Below are 15743 nucleotides of genomic sequence, written 5' to 3' on the forward strand. Positions count from 1 at the left end.
ATGGGAACCATCCATCAAATCCAGCTCCCGCCGGTGCAGCCTCCGGCCATGGTCCACCTCACTGATGCTTTCGCCAAGGAACTGGCCGCATTCAACGCCATGACCCGCGCGCTCCACGCCGCTGACATTGAGATCGTGGCCCTGGTGCAGCCCGACAACCGCATCTTCATCCGCACCGAAGACTCCGACCTGGTCAAGAGCAACTTCCTGTCGGAGATCCGAGGCATGCGTTACCGCACCGTCGGCAAGTACACCCACAACGTAGTCACCATCCGCGGCGTCGACGTGGCCTGGCTGACGCCGGTGAAGGAGCAGGACCAATGAACCAGGCAACCGTGCAGGTCCCGATCACTCTCATCAAGACGGAGTACCTCAGCGAGCAAGAGGTTCGCACGCTTCTGGACGAGGCGCTGCTTCAGGTCTTCCAGAAGGATCAGCAGATCTACGAACTGAAGCGGAGCCGGCGGCAAATCGATCGCCTGCTACTCAAGCTCCTCGACCTCTTCATCGCCGAGAACTACTCGAAGCTCCATGCCGAGCTGAAGTTGATGGCCGAATACGTCCAGGAACAGCGAGCTGCCAAGGCTGCAGCAAGGCGGATGCACTGATGATCGCCTATCAAGTCAACGGCCATAGCTACAGGCTGAGTTACGCCGAGCTGCGCGAGGCGCACGTGCGTCTGTGTTCGCTGCCGGACGAGGAGTTCCTGGCTGCACTGCCGGAGGTGCTGCACCTGGCGTGCATGATCGCCTGGCTGAAAGAGGTGCCGGCGGACTTGCTTCTCTGTGACGAGGGCCTGCTGCACCAGCTGACCCACCTGCTGCACATCCCCGATGAACCGCTGATCAACCTCCAGCAGGTTCGGGCCGCCTATGCCTTGCAACTGGAGTTGGCACCATGAATCGACAACTCGAATGCCGGCATTTGGGACCGGAAACGTCTGTCATCCTGGTCGATCTGCTGCGCCAGGCCCAGCCCTATGTGGGCCGGGCTTCTAGCGGCCCCGGCCAGGCGCTCAGCACCAAGATCGTCGACACCCTCGCTCTGATCGGCCAGGCCGAGCAGTGCTCGCCCGCCGTCGCCGACGTGCTCGCCGAGCGCCAGCGCCAGATCCACGTCGAAGGTTTCTCCCTGGAGCACGACGACGAGCACCACAAGGGCGAGCTGGCGATCGCCGCCGCCTGTTATGCGGAAGAAGCCTTCTGCCAGCTGCAGGACCCTGACCGCCTGCCGGAGATCAGCCAGATCGTGCCCTCGCTCTGGCCTTGGGAGCCTAGTTGGTGGAAGCCCAGCCTCGACGCGCGCAAGAACCTGGTTAAAGCCAGCGCGCTCACCATGGCGGCGATCGGTGTGATCGACCGCGCCATCGAACGTGAACTTCTGGAGCTGAGCCATGACTGAGAACCAAGCCACCGCCACCGAAATTCCCGCCGGCTACCGCAAAGACGCCCTCAACCGTCTGGTGCCTGAGGCGGCCATCAAGCCCAGCGACCTACTGCGTGACAAGGTCGTCCTGGTTGCCGTTGAGAAGGCGAAGTTGCTCAGCGAGCAGCTGGCCGCGTTCAAGCACGAAACCTTCGGCGAGATCGAGGCCTTGGAACAGATCAGCGCTGAGCAGTATGGCGTCAAGTTTCGCGGCCAGAAGGGCAACCTGACCCTGACCAGCTTCGACGGTCGCTACAAGCTGTTGCGCACGATCCAGGACCTGATCGAGTTCAACGAGCATCTGCAGGCGGCAAAGGCGTTGCTCGACGAGTGCGCGAGGGAATGGACGGAAAATGCCCACCCAGGCGCCAAAGTGCTCATCAATGACGCCTTCCTAGCGGACCGCTCCGGAAAACTGCGGACTTCCCGCATCCTCGGCCTGCGCCGGCACAACATCGATGACCCTCGCTGGAAGCGCGCCATGAAGGCGATCGGCGATGCGATCCAGGTTAACGGCAGCCGCAGCTATATCCGCCTGTATGAGCGAGTGGGCGACTCCGACCACTACGAAGCGATCAACCTTGACCTGGCGGGGGTGTGACATGGCGAACCTGAAGCGTTTCACCCTGAAGGATGGCTGGAAGGACTGGGACATCACCTTGGAGGTCAATCTGGACCAGCTCACCACCGAGCGGGCCACCCTCATCAACGAGTTCTGGAGCGGTCACGACGATCGCCTCGATGAAGCCGACGGCGACGTCGTGCATGCCGTCATCAAACTTGCTGCAGAGCGCCTGGTATACGCGTTCCTAGAGCGCGGTGGCGCGTCAGTGCGCGACGGTGAGCAGTCGAAGATCTGGACCCAGCAGGATCTGCACGACCAGGAAGGCTGGGGCGGCACTGAGGACGGCGATCCGTTCGGTTGGTGCGGCATTCGCCTGGTCAGCGCTGACGTCCAGGTCGACCTCGATCTTGAGTTCCAGGACGCGTAGCGATGGCCATCGCCCTCAACCAGCTCGCTCAGGAGGCTCTTGAGCGAGCCCGTCGGCGCCAACGACAGTCACAGGCCCGCCTTAATAGACAGGCCTGGACTTCCGACGAAGAAGCCGAACTCCGTAGGCGGTATGCCGATGAGGAAACCAGCCAGATTGCGCTGGATCTTGGTCGCCCGATCGAGCGTGTCTATGCCAAGGCTGCTGCACTCGGACTACACAAATCCGCAGCGTTCATGGCCGATTGCCTACGGAAATGCGGCCAGCAGCGTGCAGAGAATGGTCGTGCAACGCAGTTTCAACCTGGAATGACGCCCTGGAACAAAGGGCAGAAGGGGCTCCCTTCGACTGGTCGGATGAAGGAAACCCAGTTCCGGAAAGGGAATAGGCCGCACACCTGGGTGCCTGTGGGAACAGAGCAGGTCCGGGATGGCTATCTCTGGCGGAAGGTTACCGACTTTGGTGGCCGCCATGACTGGAAGCAGGTCCACGTCATGCTGTGGGAGGAACACAACGGCCCCATCCCAGACGGCCAGATCCTCTGCTTCAAGGATGGCGACAAGCAGAACATCGTCCTGGACAACCTCGAACTGATCACCCGCGCCGAGCGCATGCGGCGCAACACCATTCATCGCTACCCGCCAGAGCTGAAAGACGCGATTCGCGTGGTCGGCAAGCTCAAACGCACCATTCGGGAGATCGAGCATGAAAAACAAAGTTGAAGATCTGCGTAACCATCTCTTCGCCACCCTCGAAGGGCTGCTGGATGAAGAGAAGCCGCTGGATATCGAGCGCGCCAAGGCAATCGCCCAGGTGGGCTCGGTCATCATCGAGTCGGCCAAGGTCGAGGTGAAGGCCATGGAGCTGCTCAACTCAAACGGCAGCAAGTTCCTCCAAATTGGCGAGGAACCCAAGTAATGGCTCTGGCAAAAGCACTGCTCAGTAAGATCCATATCGCGCGACAGCAGCTCGGCCTGGCCGAGGACGTCTATCGCCAGAAGCTCCAGGGCATGTTCGGCAAGGCCTCCTCGAAGGACCTGAGCCCGCGCCAGGCAGAAAAGCTCCTGGAGGAGTTCAAGCGCCTGGGCTGGAAGCCTCAGCCCAGCAAGCGCGCCGCCGGCAAGCCGCATAACTTCAGCAAGCTCCCGGCCGAGATCGAGGTCATCGAAGCCCAGCTGACCGAAATGCGGCTCCCCTGGAGCTACGCGGACAAGATCGCCAAGCAGATGTTCAAGGTGGAGAAGGTGGCCTGGCTCAAAAAGCCTGACCAGGTCAAAGCAGTCCTGGCCGCGCTGCACGTCGAGCAAGAGAAGCGACATCTGCGGGCTGAAGTGGATCGACTCTGCCAAAGCCTCGGCATCGAGCATCCAGAACAGGCCGCCGGATTGGATCAGCTGCCGAAGGACTGGCAGCGGCAACGTCCAATCCTCAAGGCTCTGGTGGATGCCCTGAATGCCGCCGTTGAAGCGAAGGGGAACAGCTGATGGAGCTGCAGTGCCCATGCTGCGGCGAGCAGTTCCCGTTCGAGGCGGGCTTCGCTGATGCAGACGGGAAGCAGCTGGCCGCTCAGTTCGCCGGCATGGACCCGAAACTGGGGCGTGCCGTGCTGGGCTACCTCCGCTTGTTCAGCCCGCGTAGCCGCGGGCTGCGCACCACCAAAGCGATCCGCCTGGTGGCAGACCTGGTCCAACTGGTTGATGCAGGACAGGTTCAAAGGGACGCACGCACGGCGGAGTTCAAGCCGGCCCCGCCGCGACTGTGGGTGGCGGGAATCGAGCAGATGCTGGTGCAGCGCGAGCGACTCCAGCTGCCGCTGGAGAACCACAACTATCTCCGCGCGGTGGTTTGGGGCCTGGCCAGCGATCCCGCCCAGGTTCAGGCGGAGCTGCCGCGGAAGGCACGAAGCGGTGGCCTTACCCCGCAAGGGATCTACCAGGACCAGGTCGGACGAATCCGCTCTGACATGCTGCTCGGCCTGATTTCTAAAGAGGATGGAGAGCGCCAAATCGAAGCGCTGAAGGGGGAAACATGAAACAGGGTTCCATTCTGGCTGAGACTCGCCACGAGCTGCTGGACGACATCGCGGCGCACACGGCAACGGTGCTGTCAGAGCATGGGATCGACGCTGCCTTGGCCGAGCAGGCTGGCAGCGCGGTGGCCGATCATCTGGCGAACCAGTGGCGGGGAGCAACGCTCTACATCCCCTCCGACTATCACCACCGTCTCACGAAACGCGACTTGCAGATCTTGGGCGAGTTCAACGGCCGCAACCACCACGCGCTTGCCCGGAAGTACAATCTGACGCCCAGCTCTATATATAAGCTGCTGAAGCGGACCCAGGACCGGAAGTTCGACCGCGACCAGGGTAAACTGGACCTCGGCGACGGCCTGGCCTGACGGCCGCCGCCTTTTTCATCCTTGGAAACTCTTTTTCACTTCCTATCCCGCTAAATCCCTTTCCCTTCCTCTATATCCCGCAATTATCTCGCTTTACTCTCTTGGTTTATCTCAGTCCCTCTCATCTTGTCTTGCCATGAACGACGCCCGCGGAGCCATCCGGGCAGAGCTCCCATCTTCATGCGCACGCCGAACAGTCCCCTCTCCCTTTGGGAGAGGGTTAGGGTGAGGGTATTCCCAGCCTGCACCGCGTCTGTCCGGAACAACCACCCATGAAATCCATCTTCCTGCGCATCTACGGCGGCATGCTGCTGACCCTGGTGGCGGTCGCCGCGCTGGCGGTGCTGACCTTACACCTGGTCAACGACGTGCGCGGCGAGCGCTACCGCGAGGACCTGGCGCGCGGCACCTTCCGCCTGATGGCGGACGAGCTGCTGCCGATGAGCGAGGTGGATCGCAAGCGCGCGCTGAGCCAGTGGAGCCGCCTGCTGGGCATTCCGCTGAAGCTCACCAGCCTGGACGCGCTGGGCATGGAAGGGCGCAGCCGCGCGCGGCTGATGAACGACCAGGTGCTGGTGCAGGCCGGCGCGCCCCATGAAGTGAAGGTGATGACCCAGGTGAGCGCGGCCGAAGGGCTGATCCTCACCGGCGAGGTGGAGCAGGTCAGCGAGCAGCTGGCGCGCGCGACGATCTACCTGCTGATGGACGAGCTCAAGCGCTACCCGGCCAGCGAGCAGCCTTATCACCTGGCGCGCATCGTCCGCGACAAGCGCTTCGGCTTCGAGGTGCACCTGCTGCGCCTGAAGGAAGTCGACCTCGACGACGACCAGAGCCGCCGGGTGGAAGAGGGCGATACGGTGATGGCGCTGGGCAAGGGCGGCGATTCGATCCGCGTGCTCTCGGGCATCCTCGACACGCCCTGGGTGCTGGAGCTGGGGCCGATCTACCAGATGAATCCGTATCCGCCGCAGTTGCTGACGATCATCGTGGTCGTCGCGCTGACCCTGATAGGCCTGACGCTCTATCTATTGATCAGTGGCCTGGAGCAACGCCTGCGTGGCCTGGAATCCGCCGCCACGCGCATCGCCCGCGGCAGCCTGGATACCCGCGTGGAAGTGCGCGGGGCGGACTCCGTCGGGCGGCTGGCCGGGGCCTTCAACCACATGGCCGAGCAGCTGCACCTGTTGCTGACGGTGCAGCGCGAGCTGGTGCGCGCGGTTTCCCACGAGCTGCGCACGCCGGTGGCGCGGCTGCGCTTCGGGCTGGAGATGATCGAGTCCGCCGAGACCGACACGGCGCGGCGCAAGTACATGGAGGGCATGGATGGCGACATCCAGGACCTCGACCAACTGGTGGACGAGATGCTCACCTACGCGCGGCTGGAGCAGGGCTCGCCGGCGCTGAGTTACCAGCGCATCGAATTGGGCGCGCTGGTGGAGCAGGTGGTGGCGGAGATCGCCCCGCTGCGCCGGGAAATCACTGTCACCTGCGAGCCGGGTGCGTTGGTGCCGTTCGACCAGGGCAGCTGGATCGAGGCCGAGCCGCGCTATCTGCATCGCGCCCTGCAGAACCTGATGACCAATGCGCTGCGCTACGCCGAAGGGCGGGTGCGGGTGAGTTACCGGGTGAGCGTGGATCGCTGCCAGGTCGATGTGGAAGACGACGGCCCTGGCGTGCCGGAAGCGCAGTGGCACCGGCTGTTCCAGCCGTTCTTCCGCGCGGACGACAGTCGTGCGCGGGTCACCGGTGGGCATGGGCTGGGGCTTTCCATCGTGCGGCGGATCATCCATTGGCATGGCGGCCGCGCGCAGATCGCGAAGAGCGAAGTGCTGGGTGGCGCGTGCTTCACGCTGATGTGGCCGCGCCGCCAGGCACCGAAGGTCGACGACAGTATTTGACCTTGAAGTCAAAAAATGCAGAATGCTGCGGTGCCATCACGGGTTGATGGCGCCCGCCGCGTCGCTGTGCAATTTCCTTCAGTGAAACAGCTCTCTTAAGAGGTATTGCAGAGTCACCGGTATCGTTATGTAATTTTTGCTATAACGAGCGCTTGCGGCAGGGCAGGCGGGCCGGTTAGCGACAGGCCCGCGCAGGGTTTCAGGCAGGAACACCGAGGATCACATGGGACGCTTTGATCACTGCAGTCGCCTTCACGCCAGCCGCCAGGCCGAGCTCGCTGACCGCATCGCGGGTGACCACCGCGACCACTTCGGCGCCGCCGGGCAGGCCCAGCACCACCTCGGCATTCACCGCTCCATCGGTAACCGACTTGACCGTGCCGCTCAGGCAGTTGCGCGCGGACAGGCGGATGTCCTCGGCCTCGGTCATCAGCATTACCCAGGGCGCCTTGACCAGCGCGATGACGTCCTTGCCCTGGGCCAGGCCCAGGCTCTTGACGCTTTCCTCGGTGACGATCGCCACCAGTTCGCTGCCGCCGGGCAGGGCGACCACGACTTCTGCATTGACCGCACCGTTGCGCAGTTGCTTGACGCTGCCCTTGAAGACGTTGCGTGCACTGACCTTCATGAACTGACTCTCCTGAATTCGTTTGCATGGCCGGCTTCGCGCCGGATACATCGCGGGACTGAACTGAGGTTATAGACCAGTCCTGACCGTTCAACGCTTGAAAACAACAACCCACTGGAGCATCACGATGAAACACCGCTTCGCAAGCCTGTCCCTGCTGGTCGCTTCCTGCTTCACCCTGCACTCGGCCCTGGCCGATGAAGTGCAGGTCGCCGTCGCCGCCAACTTCACCGCGCCGATCCAGGCAATCGCCAAGGACTTCGAGAAGGACACCGGCCACAAACTGGTCGCCGCCTACGGCGCCACTGGCCAGTTCTACACCCAGATCAAGAACGGCGCGCCGTTCGAAGTCTTCCTCGCCGCCGACGACAGCACACCGAAGAAACTCGAAGCCGAGAAGGAAATCGTCCCCGGTTCGCGCTTCACTTATGCCATCGGCACTCTGGCGCTGTGGTCGGCAAAAGACGGCTACGTCGATGCCAAGGGCGACGTGCTGAAGAAGAACGAGTACAAGCACCTGTCGATCGCCAACCCGAAAGCCGCGCCTTACGGCCTGGCCGCTACCCAGGTGATCGACAAGCTCGGCCTGAAGGACAAGGTCGCCGGCAAGATCGTCGAAGGCCAGAACATCACCCAGGCCTTCCAGTTCGTTTCCACCGGCAACGCGGAGCTGGGCTTCGTGGCGTTGTCGCAGATCTACAAGGATGGCAAGGTGACCAGCGGTTCCGCCTGGGTCGTCCCGGCTGACCTGCACGACCCGATCCGCCAGGACGCCGTGATCCTCAACAAAGGCAAGGACAGCGCTGCCGCCAAGGCGCTGGTCGAGTACCTGAAAGGTCCGAAAGCCGCCGCGGTGATCAAGTCCTACGGCTACGAACTCTGATTTTCTGAAGGAATAGGCAATGCCCCTCACGCAGGAGGATTTCCTGGCCATCCGGCTCACCATCGAGCTGGCTGCCCTGAGCACCCTGATCCTCCTGCTGATCGGCACGCCGATCGCCTGGTGGCTGTCGCGCACCCGCTCCTGGCTGAAAGGCCCGCTGGGAGCGGTGGTGGCGCTGCCGCTGGTGCTGCCGCCCACGGTGATCGGCTTCTACCTGCTGATCACCATGGGCCCCAACGGCTTCATCGGTCACGCCACCGAGAGCCTGGGCCTGGGACGGCTGCCGTTCACCTTCGCCGGGCTCGTGGTGGGCTCGGTGTTCTATTCGCTGCCCTTCGTGGTGCAGCCGTTGCAGAACGCCTTCGAGGCGATCGGCGACAAACCGCTGGAGGCTGCCGCGACGTTGCGTGCGAGCCCCCTGGATACCTTCTTCTCGGTGGTCCTGCCGCTGGCGCGGCCGGGCTTCATCACCGCCAGCATCCTCGGCTTCGCCCATACCGTGGGCGAGTTCGGCGTGGTGCTGATGATCGGCGGCAACATCCCGGGCAAGACCCGCGTGGTGTCGGTGCAGATATTCGACCACGTCGAGGCCATGGAGTATGCCCAGGCGCACTGGCTGGCCGGCGGCATGGTGATCTTCTCCTTCTTCGTCCTGCTGGCGCTCTATGCGAGCCGCCGCAGCCGTTCGGCCTGGGCCTGAGGTGGGCATGCCGCAAGAGCTTTCCGCACGCGCCATCGAGGCCCGTTTCCAGATCGCCTATTCGGGCTTCAGCCTGGATGTCGACCTGCAGTTGCCGGGCAAGGGCGTGACCGCGCTGTTCGGCCATTCCGGCTCCGGCAAGACCACCTGCCTGCGTTGCGTGGCGGGCCTGGAACGTGCGCCGCTCGGCCGCCTGGTGGTGAATGGCGAGGTCTGGCAGGACAGCGCCAGCGGCGTGTTCCTGCCGCCGCACAAGCGCGCGCTGGGTTACGTGTTCCAGGACGCCAACCTGTTCGAGCACCTGTCGGTGAAGCGCAATCTCGCCTATGGCATGAAGCGCGTGCCGCGCGACCAGCATCGCGTCGAGCTGGAGCAGGCCTGCGAGCTGCTCGGTATCGGCCATCTGCTTGAGCGCATGCCGGGGCATCTCTCCGGTGGCGAACGCCAGCGCGTCGGCATGGCCCGCGCCCTGCTGACCAGCCCGCGTCTGCTGCTGATGGATGAACCGCTGGCGGCGCTGGACCTCAAGCGCAAGGCGGAAATCCTGCCGTACCTGGAACGCCTGCACGACGAACTGGATATCCCGATTCTCTACGTCAGCCACTCGCCAGACGAAGTGGCGCGGCTGGCCGATCACCTGGTGTTGCTGGACCAGGGCAAGGCGATTGCCAGCGGCCCGGTGATGGAAACCCTGGCGCGCACCGACCTGCCGATTTCCCATCTGGAAGATGCCGGCGTGGTGATCGACGGCCAGGTGCTCGGGCACAATGCCGACTACGGGCTGCTGACCCTGGCGTTGCCGCATTGCGAGCAGCGCATTCGCCTGGCCCACGCGCCGATGGACAAGGGCAGGGCACTGCGTATCAAGGTGCAGGCGCGGGACGTCAGCCTGAGCCTGGAGCCGGCGGCCCACAGCAGCATCCTCAACGTGCTGCCGGCGACCGTCGTCGAGATCGTGTCGACGGAGAACCCGGCGCATCGGCTGGTGAAGCTGGATGTGGCCGGCACGCCGCTGCTGGCGCGGATCACCCGCTATTCCCATGACCAGCTCGGCCTGCAGGCCGGGCAGGCCGTATGGGCGCAGATCAAGTCGGTGGCGTTGCTGGCATAGTTCAGCGCGCATCCGCGTTCGTAGGATGGGTGGAGCGCAGCGACACCCATGCTGTCGGTGTGCTGGAACGATGGGTATCGCTGCGCTCCACGCCATCCTACAAGCGCCATGTGTGCCGCGAATTTTTGCGAAAAAGTCAGAAAGAAAAAGGGCGGCTCATGGCCGCCCTTCCTGTTTCATTCCGCGCCTTACAGCAGCGGGATGGTGTAGCTGACGATCAGGCGGTTTTCGTCCTGGTCACGCTGATTGGGCACGCCCTGGGTGGAGGCTGCCGGCAGGCCGCTGCGCATGGTGGCGTTTTTCCAGGCCAGGCCCAGGCCCTTGAAGGTACCTTCCGGGACCACGTAGCCCAGGGCGATATCACGCTCCCACTCGCCCTTGTCACCTTGCTTGGTGTCGATGTTGTCGGCGTTCAGGTAGAGCACGCTGAAGGTCAGGCCCGGTACGCCGAGGTCGGCGAAGTCGTAAGCGTAGCGACCGATCCAGGTGCGCTCGCCGGCATGGTTGAACTTCAGCAACTGGGCGTCGGAAATCAGGTAGGTACTGGTGCCTTCACCGTCGCCACGGTTCAGATAGGGGAAGTCACTGTCGCCGGTCATGGTCTGGTAGCCGGCGCCGATGCTGTGGCCACCCAGGGCGTAGGTGAACATGCCGCTGTAGACGTTGTTGTCCACTTCGCCCTTGAGGCTGTTGCCACCGTAGTAGCCGCTGCTGACGTAGCCGTCGGCACGGCCGGAGGCGCTGCCGTTCTTGCCGTCGGAGTCACTGATGAAGACGCGGATATCCGATTTCAGCGTGCCCGGACCGATGGCCCAGTTGTGGACCAGGCCGAGGTAGTTCTGCTTGTAGAAGTTGTCCAGCTCGCCGTAGTAGTACGACAGCGTCAGGTTCTTGGTCGCCTTGTAGTCGCCGCCGGCGAAGTAGAACTTGTTGCTGTCGCGGGAGGTGGCGGTGCTGCCGTTGGCGCCGGCGATGGACATGCTGCGCCAGTCGGTGGAGTTGCGGCCCTTGGTGTGGGTCAGTTGGCCACCGGTCACGGTCAGGTTGTCGATGTCGGTGGAGGTGACCTGGCCACCTTCGTAGGTCATTGGCAGCAGGCGAGCGTCGTTGTAGACCACCACCGGCAGCTTGGGCTGCAGGGTGCCGTAGCGGAATTCGGTCTTGGAGATCTTCGCCTTGGCGGTCAGGCCCAGGCTGCTGAAGTCATCGACGGCGCTGCCATCGCTTTCCAGCGGGAAGATGGTCCCGGGTTGCCTGTCGCTGTTGAGCTTGCCGGCCCTGCCGCCGCCGTCCAGGCGCACGCCGAGCATGCCCAGGGCGTCAACGCCGAAGCCCACGGTGCCCTGGGTGAATCCGGAGGCGTAGTTGAGCATGAAGCCCTGGCCCCATTCTTCCTGCTTGCTGGGCTGGTTGGCGGCGTTGCCGTTGCGGTTGTCGGTGTTGATGTAGAAGTTGCGCAGGGTCAGGCTGGCCTTGCTGTCTTCGATGAAGCCGCCGGCGTATGCCGATTGCGCGATGAGGCCGAGCGAGCTGGCCGCAATGGCGAGCGCCAGGGTGTTTCTGGTCATTACGTTTGCTCCGATGGTCATTTCTTTTTGTGGGGACCCCAAGAACCAGACGTTGCCGTTTGGCTGTATATGATTCTATATACCGATAGACATTCTGACGATTCCTCTGAAGGAAAGCTCTGAGGATCAAAAGAGGTAGAGGGCGTCTGGGTGGCGTGCATGACGCCAAATTCTGACTTTTAAGTCAAGACTTTCAGTTATTTCTGTCAGCTGCGGGAATGGCGACCAGGCTCAGCAGGCGCTCATCGAACAGGCTGAACTGCCCGTCGATCTCCTTGCCGTGGTGCCATTCCGCCGACAGGTCGGTGAGCAGCCGCAGGCGTGCGTGGCCGCCGGCGGACCAGCTGAGCAGCTCGGCGTGCTCGAAGTAGAAGCGCTTGCGCACCAGCGGAAAGAGCGCCTTGAACAGGCTTTCCTTGAGGGAAAAGGTCAGGGTGACCTGCAGCGCCGCCTGCTGCGGATCGAGGCGCGCCAACTCGTCCTGCGTCAGGATTTCTGCTGCCAGCCGCTGCGCCCGCGCGGTTTCCAGACGGTTCTCCACATCCAGTCCGAGCCCGCGCCAGTGGCTGTCACGGGCGACGATCGCCGCTGCCCAGCCGTCGCCATGGGTGATCGAGCCGCAGAAGCCTGCCGGCCAGACCGGCGCTCGCTCTTCATCCGTACCGGGTACCCAGGCCTCGCTGCCTGCGGCCAGCAACGCCTCACGGGCGCACAGGCGCCCGGCGAGGTATTCGGCCTGACGCTTGGCCACGGACCGCTGGATATTGGCCGGCGCCTCCACCCGGCTCAGGGCGAAATCCCCGGCCTGCAGGCGCTGGCGGTCGAAGCGGGTGCTGCGCAACTGGCAGCCGGCCAGGGGCGTGGGCAGCGGCCAGTCGGCGTCGAGTGGAGTACAGAAGTCGGGGAGGGCGGTCATGGGAACATTCTGCCGCGCCAGAACGTGGCTCACCAGTCACGCGGCACTTACATTCGTTTGCAAACCTTCACCAAAGGCGTACGGATTCATCCGACAAGCTTTGACACACTGCGCCCCGCGTTCCCAAGGGGACGCAGGTGAGGTTGTTGTTGGAGTGCCGCCACGGTGGGCTCCGACCTTTACACTTGATTGAGTGCGGGAGCCCGAATGGGCTCCCGTTTTTTATTGCCTGGCGTTTTTACGCGCCCTCAGGCTTGACGTCGAAGATTTCCTTGAAGAAGGCCTGCAGGTCCGCCCAGGACTTCTGGTCGGCAGTCTTGTCGTAGCCCACGTCCAGGCCATGGCCCTTGTGCTTGTCGGCGTCCGGGCTGGTGAAGCTGTGCTTGGCGCCGGGCTGGACCACCAGCTTGTAGTCGGCGTTGGCGTTGTCCATCTCTGCCTTGAAGGCTGCGACGCTCTCGGCCGGCACCAGGGTGTCGGCGCCGCCATGCTCGACCAGAATCTTCGCCTTGATCGCCCCTGGCTGCGCCGGCGTCTGGGTCGCCAGCACGCCGTGGAAGCTGGCCACGCCGGCCAGCGGCAGGCCGGCGCGGGCCATATCCAGTACCACCTTGCCGCCGAAGCAGTAGCCGATCGCGGCGATCTTGCTCGGGTCGGTCTGCGGCTGCTTCTTCAGCAGTTCCAGCCCGGCCTGGAAGCGCGCCTTGGCGGCATCGGCGTTCTTCAGCGCCTCGGCCATGAAGGCCTTGGCGTCGTTGGGGTGTTCGGTGTGTTTGCCGTTGCCGTACATGTCGATGGCCAGTGCGCTGTAGCCCAGTTCGGCGAGCTGCCGGGCGCGGCTTTTCGCGTAGTCGTTCAGGCCCCAGAACTCATGGACGACGATGACGCCGGGACGAATGCCGGATTTGGCGTCGTCGTAGGCGAAGTAGCCGATCATCTTCGTGCCGTCAGTGGATTCGTAAGGGATTTCCTGGGTCTTGATCGCGGCGGAAGCGCTGGCCGCGAAGGCGAGCAGCAGCAGGGCGGTGAGCAGGCGCATGGTGAGACTCCTGAGCGGGGAACCTTGAAGATAGCCGTTGAGGCGGAAAACGCTCGTGCAGAATGCACGCAGCCGCTCAAGGGCGCGGTTGTTGGTCGAAAGATAGAACGCCGGACGAGTGAAAAGTCCGACAGCCTCGTCTACCCTTGCGCCCATGTCCTGACCCGCGAAGCGATAGGCCGATGTTGGACCTGAGCACCTGGAATCTGACCATTCCCCAGCGCGGCCCGGCCGCGACCATTTCCACGGCCAAGCTCGGCCGTGACTACGAGAGCGCGTATTTCCGCCGCAGCGCCGATGGTGTGGAGTTCTGGGTGCCGGTGAATGGCGCCCATACCAGCGGCAGCGAATTTCCCCGTACCGAACTGCGCGAGACCAGGCCGGACGGCCGCCTGGTGACCTGGCGCTATCCGTTGGCAGAGAACCAGATGGTCGCCACCCTGCGCGTGGAGGCCGTGCCTTCCAGTCGGCGCATGGTGATCGGGCAGATCCACAGCAACGGCAGCGGCAGCGCCGAGGCCTTGCCGCTGGTCAAACTGGTCTACCAGCAACGCCTGGACAAGGCGCGGGTGCAGGCACTGGTTCGCGATCGGCCGGATGACATCACCACGCGCACCTATACCGTCTATGACGGCATCCCCCTGGGCGATACCTTTACCTACCGGCTGGGCGTGTCCAGCAGCGGCGTGCTGAGCGTGCAGGTCGAGAATGGCCAGGTCAGCCAGCAACTGGATACGCAATGGGCCTACCAGGGCCTGTACTTCAAGGCAGGCCTCTACCTGCAGGACAATCGCGGGCCCGCCAGCGAAGGCGGGCGCGCCACCTTCACCGATCTGAGCATTCGACACCAATGAAGACTTCCTCCATCGTCCGCCGCGCTTCCCTGGCCTTGTCCCTGCTGCTGCCGGCGGCACTGGCGCAGGCCGCGCCGGGCGACGATTTCGGCGCCTGCCTGAACCGCCTGCAGGGCGCCGCCCAGGCCAAGGGCGTCAGTGCCGCGAGCTTCGCGCAGTTCACCCAGGGCCTGCAGCCGGACATGACCGTGCTGCCACTGCTGGATGCCCAGCCCGAGTTCACCACGCCGATCTGGGATTACCTGGCCGGGCTGGTGGACGAGCAGCGTGTCGCCGACGGCAAGGCGCGCATGGCCGAGCATGCCGACCTGCTGCGCAAGGTCGCCGCGCGCTATCAGGTCGATCCGGCCACGGTGGTCGCCGTGTGGGGCGTGGAGAGCGATTACGGGCGCATCACCGGCAAGCGGCCGCTGCTGGTTTCGCTGTCGACGCTGTCCTGCTACGGGCGGCGTCAGGCGTTCTTCCAGGGCGAGTTCATCGCTACCCTCAAGCTGCTGCAGCAGGGCGATATTCGTGACAGCGGCATCACCGGTTCCTGGGCCGGCGCCTTCGGCCAGACGCAGTTCATGCCCTCGACCTACGCGCGCATCGCCGAGGACTTCGACGGCGACGGCCACCGCGATCTGGTGGGCAGCACCGCCGACGCCCTGGCGTCCACCGCCAACTACCTGCGCAAGGCCGGCTGGCGTGAAGGCCAGCCCTGGGGCTACGAAGTGAAGCTGCCGGCGGGGTTCGATGCCTCCCAAGCCGGACGCACCAAGCGCCGGGCGCTGTCCGACTGGACCAGCCGAGGCGTGAAACGTATCGATGGCAAGCCGATCCCCAGCCTCGATTCCAAGGCGGCCGTCCTGCTCCCGGCGGGCGTCAACGGTCCGGCCTTCCTGGTGCTGCGCAACTATGACGCGATCTATTCCTACAACGCAGCGGAAAGCTACGCACTGGCCATTGCCCTGCTGTCCGACCGCCTGCGCGGCGAGCCGGGGCTGCGCACGCCTTGGCCGACCGACGATCCGGGCCTGAGCCGGGCACAGCGCAAGGAGTTGCAGGAGTTGCTGATCCAGCGCGGCCATGACATCGGCCAGGCGGACGGGATGATCGGCGACGTGACGCGCAAGGCGATCCAGCAGGAGCAGAACAGACTGGGTCTTACGCCGGCGGATGGGCGGGCTGGGCAGAAGATTCTCAAGGCGTTGAAGGGCGGCTGACAGCGCCGCTCTGTGATTTGGCGAAGCCCCGGCATGGCCGGGGCTTTTCGTTTGGCGTGAGGCACTGCTGTAGGAGCGAGCTTGCTCGCGAACCAGCGGCGCGCGCAGCGGTGTCCTGTGCATACGT

21 protein-coding genes are annotated in these 15743 nt (G+C 64.0%); 17 read left to right on the forward strand and 4 right to left on the reverse strand.

Features of this window, described 5'->3' with window-relative positions:
* The 12 genes from N5C91_RS23645 (at position 1) to N5C91_RS23700 (ending at position 6712) form a co-directional block, all read left to right on the forward strand.
* Positions 1 to 324, forward strand: a complete 324-nt coding sequence (locus N5C91_RS23645) for a hypothetical protein (protein WP_279832417.1) — start codon at positions 1 to 3, stop codon at positions 322 to 324.
* On the forward strand, positions 321 to 608 hold the full coding sequence (locus N5C91_RS23650) for a hypothetical protein (protein ID WP_279832420.1): 288 nt from the start codon (positions 321 to 323) through the stop codon (positions 606 to 608). Before N5C91_RS23645 ends, N5C91_RS23650 begins: the two co-directional genes overlap by 4 nt.
* Positions 608 to 901: a hypothetical protein gene (locus tag N5C91_RS23655; RefSeq protein ID WP_279832421.1), complete on the forward strand. Its 294-nt coding sequence runs from the start codon at positions 608 to 610 to the stop codon at positions 899 to 901. The genes N5C91_RS23650 and N5C91_RS23655 overlap by 1 nt, the downstream gene beginning before the upstream one ends.
* The gene (locus tag N5C91_RS23660) at positions 898 to 1401 is read left to right on the forward strand and encodes a hypothetical protein (RefSeq protein ID WP_279832423.1); all 504 of its coding nucleotides are present in this window, start codon (positions 898 to 900) and stop codon (positions 1399 to 1401) included. The genes N5C91_RS23655 and N5C91_RS23660 overlap by 4 nt, the downstream gene beginning before the upstream one ends.
* On the forward strand, positions 1394 to 2026 hold the full coding sequence (locus N5C91_RS23665; protein ID WP_279832424.1) for a DUF3164 family protein: 633 nt from the start codon (positions 1394 to 1396) through the stop codon (positions 2024 to 2026). Before N5C91_RS23660 ends, N5C91_RS23665 begins: the two co-directional genes overlap by 8 nt.
* A gap of 1 nt (position 2027) precedes the next feature.
* Positions 2028 to 2417 (forward strand): DUF2528 family protein, encoded by a 390-nt coding sequence (locus N5C91_RS23670; protein ID WP_279832426.1) that lies wholly within the window; start codon positions 2028 to 2030, stop codon positions 2415 to 2417.
* 2 nt (positions 2418 to 2419) lie between these two features.
* Positions 2420 to 3139, forward strand: coding sequence for an HNH endonuclease signature motif containing protein (locus N5C91_RS23675; RefSeq protein ID WP_279832428.1), 720 nt, complete (start codon positions 2420 to 2422; stop codon positions 3137 to 3139).
* The gene (locus N5C91_RS23680; protein ID WP_279832429.1) at positions 3123 to 3335 is read left to right on the forward strand and encodes a hypothetical protein; all 213 of its coding nucleotides are present in this window, start codon (positions 3123 to 3125) and stop codon (positions 3333 to 3335) included. The genes N5C91_RS23675 and N5C91_RS23680 overlap by 17 nt, the downstream gene beginning before the upstream one ends.
* Positions 3335 to 3901, forward strand: coding sequence for a regulatory protein GemA (locus tag N5C91_RS23685; protein WP_279832431.1), 567 nt, complete (start codon positions 3335 to 3337; stop codon positions 3899 to 3901). The genes N5C91_RS23680 and N5C91_RS23685 overlap by 1 nt, the downstream gene beginning before the upstream one ends.
* Positions 3901 to 4449: a hypothetical protein gene (locus N5C91_RS23690; RefSeq protein WP_279832433.1), complete on the forward strand. Its 549-nt coding sequence runs from the start codon at positions 3901 to 3903 to the stop codon at positions 4447 to 4449. The genes N5C91_RS23685 and N5C91_RS23690 overlap by 1 nt, the downstream gene beginning before the upstream one ends.
* Positions 4446 to 4814 carry a Mor transcription activator family protein gene (locus N5C91_RS23695; RefSeq protein ID WP_065085139.1) on the forward strand — a complete coding sequence of 123 codons (369 nt, stop codon included), beginning with the start codon at positions 4446 to 4448 and terminating at the stop codon, positions 4812 to 4814. Before N5C91_RS23690 ends, N5C91_RS23695 begins: the two co-directional genes overlap by 4 nt.
* A gap of 272 nt (positions 4815 to 5086) precedes the next feature.
* Positions 5087 to 6712 (forward strand): ATP-binding protein, encoded by a 1626-nt coding sequence (locus tag N5C91_RS23700; protein WP_236174953.1) that lies wholly within the window; start codon positions 5087 to 5089, stop codon positions 6710 to 6712.
* Between the two features lie 199 nt (positions 6713 to 6911).
* On the opposite strand, the gene N5C91_RS23705 is transcribed toward N5C91_RS23700, so the two are convergent.
* Complete coding sequence (locus N5C91_RS23705; protein ID WP_236174954.1) at positions 6912 to 7340, reverse strand: TOBE domain-containing protein; 429 nt, start codon at positions 7338 to 7340, stop codon at positions 6912 to 6914.
* Between the two features lie 127 nt (positions 7341 to 7467).
* Here N5C91_RS23705 and modA point away from each other — a divergent pair, with 127 nt between their 5' ends.
* From modA to modC, 3 genes are read left to right on the forward strand one after another with little or no spacing between them, the layout of a single operon-like run.
* On the forward strand, positions 7468 to 8223 hold the full coding sequence (modA, locus tag N5C91_RS23710) for a molybdate ABC transporter substrate-binding protein (RefSeq protein ID WP_279832437.1): 756 nt from the start codon (positions 7468 to 7470) through the stop codon (positions 8221 to 8223).
* Between the two features lie 19 nt (positions 8224 to 8242).
* Positions 8243 to 8923 carry a molybdate ABC transporter permease subunit gene (gene modB / locus N5C91_RS23715; RefSeq protein WP_236174956.1) on the forward strand — a complete coding sequence of 227 codons (681 nt, stop codon included), beginning with the start codon at positions 8243 to 8245 and terminating at the stop codon, positions 8921 to 8923.
* A 7-nt stretch (positions 8924 to 8930) separates the two neighbouring features.
* On the forward strand, positions 8931 to 10034 hold the full coding sequence (gene modC / locus N5C91_RS23720; RefSeq protein ID WP_279832438.1) for a molybdenum ABC transporter ATP-binding protein: 1104 nt from the start codon (positions 8931 to 8933) through the stop codon (positions 10032 to 10034).
* A gap of 188 nt (positions 10035 to 10222) precedes the next feature.
* Here modC and N5C91_RS23725 read toward each other — a convergent pair whose 3' ends face one another.
* From N5C91_RS23725 to N5C91_RS23735, 3 genes are all read right to left on the reverse strand, one after another.
* Positions 10223 to 11617: an OprD family porin gene (locus N5C91_RS23725; protein WP_276574827.1), complete on the reverse strand. Its 1395-nt coding sequence runs from the start codon at positions 11615 to 11617 to the stop codon at positions 10223 to 10225.
* Between the two features lie 178 nt (positions 11618 to 11795).
* On the reverse strand, positions 11796 to 12518 hold the full coding sequence (locus tag N5C91_RS23730; RefSeq protein ID WP_279832439.1) for a 4'-phosphopantetheinyl transferase superfamily protein: 723 nt from the start codon (positions 12516 to 12518) through the stop codon (positions 11796 to 11798).
* A 238-nt stretch (positions 12519 to 12756) separates the two neighbouring features.
* Positions 12757 to 13557: a dienelactone hydrolase family protein gene (locus N5C91_RS23735; RefSeq protein WP_279832441.1), complete on the reverse strand. Its 801-nt coding sequence runs from the start codon at positions 13555 to 13557 to the stop codon at positions 12757 to 12759.
* Between the two features lie 182 nt (positions 13558 to 13739).
* On the opposite strand from N5C91_RS23735, the gene N5C91_RS23740 reads away from it, so the two are divergent.
* The gene (locus N5C91_RS23740) at positions 13740 to 14411 is read left to right on the forward strand and encodes a polysaccharide lyase family 7 protein (RefSeq protein WP_236174961.1); all 672 of its coding nucleotides are present in this window, start codon (positions 13740 to 13742) and stop codon (positions 14409 to 14411) included.
* Positions 14408 to 15616, forward strand: a complete 1209-nt coding sequence (locus N5C91_RS23745) for a lytic murein transglycosylase (RefSeq protein WP_279832444.1) — start codon at positions 14408 to 14410, stop codon at positions 15614 to 15616. The genes N5C91_RS23740 and N5C91_RS23745 overlap by 4 nt, the downstream gene beginning before the upstream one ends.
* Positions 15617 to 15743: the final 127 nt, after the last annotated feature.

Origin of the sequence: Pseudomonas sp. GD03903 (assembly GCF_029840045.1) — a bacterium.
GTDB lineage: Bacteria > Pseudomonadota > Gammaproteobacteria > Pseudomonadales > Pseudomonadaceae > Pseudomonas > Pseudomonas pseudonitroreducens.

Excerpts from the sequence above, each read along its gene's own strand:
- N5C91_RS23645 (WP_279832417.1), top strand. The coding sequence starts at position 1 with ATGGGAACCATCCATCAAATCCAGCTCCCGCCGGTGCAGCCTCCGGCC.
- N5C91_RS23650 (WP_279832420.1), top strand. The coding sequence starts at position 321 with ATGAACCAGGCAACCGTGCAGGTCCCGATCACTCTCATCAAGACGGAG.
- N5C91_RS23655 (WP_279832421.1), top strand. The coding sequence starts at position 608 with ATGATCGCCTATCAAGTCAACGGCCATAGCTACAGGCTGAGTTACGCC.
- N5C91_RS23660 (WP_279832423.1), top strand. The coding sequence starts at position 898 with ATGAATCGACAACTCGAATGCCGGCATTTGGGACCGGAAACGTCTGTC.
- N5C91_RS23665 (WP_279832424.1), top strand. The coding sequence starts at position 1,394 with ATGACTGAGAACCAAGCCACCGCCACCGAAATTCCCGCCGGCTACCGC.
- N5C91_RS23670 (WP_279832426.1), top strand. The coding sequence starts at position 2,028 with ATGGCGAACCTGAAGCGTTTCACCCTGAAGGATGGCTGGAAGGACTGG.
- N5C91_RS23675 (WP_279832428.1), top strand. The coding sequence starts at position 2,420 with ATGGCCATCGCCCTCAACCAGCTCGCTCAGGAGGCTCTTGAGCGAGCC.
- N5C91_RS23680 (WP_279832429.1), top strand. The coding sequence starts at position 3,123 with ATGAAAAACAAAGTTGAAGATCTGCGTAACCATCTCTTCGCCACCCTC.
- N5C91_RS23685 (WP_279832431.1), top strand. The coding sequence starts at position 3,335 with ATGGCTCTGGCAAAAGCACTGCTCAGTAAGATCCATATCGCGCGACAG.
- N5C91_RS23690 (WP_279832433.1), top strand. The coding sequence starts at position 3,901 with ATGGAGCTGCAGTGCCCATGCTGCGGCGAGCAGTTCCCGTTCGAGGCG.
- N5C91_RS23695 (WP_065085139.1), top strand. The coding sequence starts at position 4,446 with ATGAAACAGGGTTCCATTCTGGCTGAGACTCGCCACGAGCTGCTGGAC.
- N5C91_RS23700 (WP_236174953.1), top strand. The coding sequence starts at position 5,087 with ATGAAATCCATCTTCCTGCGCATCTACGGCGGCATGCTGCTGACCCTG.
- N5C91_RS23705 (WP_236174954.1), bottom strand. The coding sequence starts at position 7,340 with ATGAAGGTCAGTGCACGCAACGTCTTCAAGGGCAGCGTCAAGCAACTG.
- modA (WP_279832437.1), top strand. The coding sequence starts at position 7,468 with ATGAAACACCGCTTCGCAAGCCTGTCCCTGCTGGTCGCTTCCTGCTTC.
- modB (WP_236174956.1), top strand. The coding sequence starts at position 8,243 with ATGCCCCTCACGCAGGAGGATTTCCTGGCCATCCGGCTCACCATCGAG.
- modC (WP_279832438.1), top strand. The coding sequence starts at position 8,931 with ATGCCGCAAGAGCTTTCCGCACGCGCCATCGAGGCCCGTTTCCAGATC.
- N5C91_RS23730 (WP_279832439.1), bottom strand. The coding sequence starts at position 12,518 with ATGACCGCCCTCCCCGACTTCTGTACTCCACTCGACGCCGACTGGCCG.
- N5C91_RS23735 (WP_279832441.1), bottom strand. The coding sequence starts at position 13,557 with ATGCGCCTGCTCACCGCCCTGCTGCTGCTCGCCTTCGCGGCCAGCGCT.
- N5C91_RS23740 (WP_236174961.1), top strand. The coding sequence starts at position 13,740 with ATGTTGGACCTGAGCACCTGGAATCTGACCATTCCCCAGCGCGGCCCG.
- N5C91_RS23745 (WP_279832444.1), top strand. The coding sequence starts at position 14,408 with ATGAAGACTTCCTCCATCGTCCGCCGCGCTTCCCTGGCCTTGTCCCTG.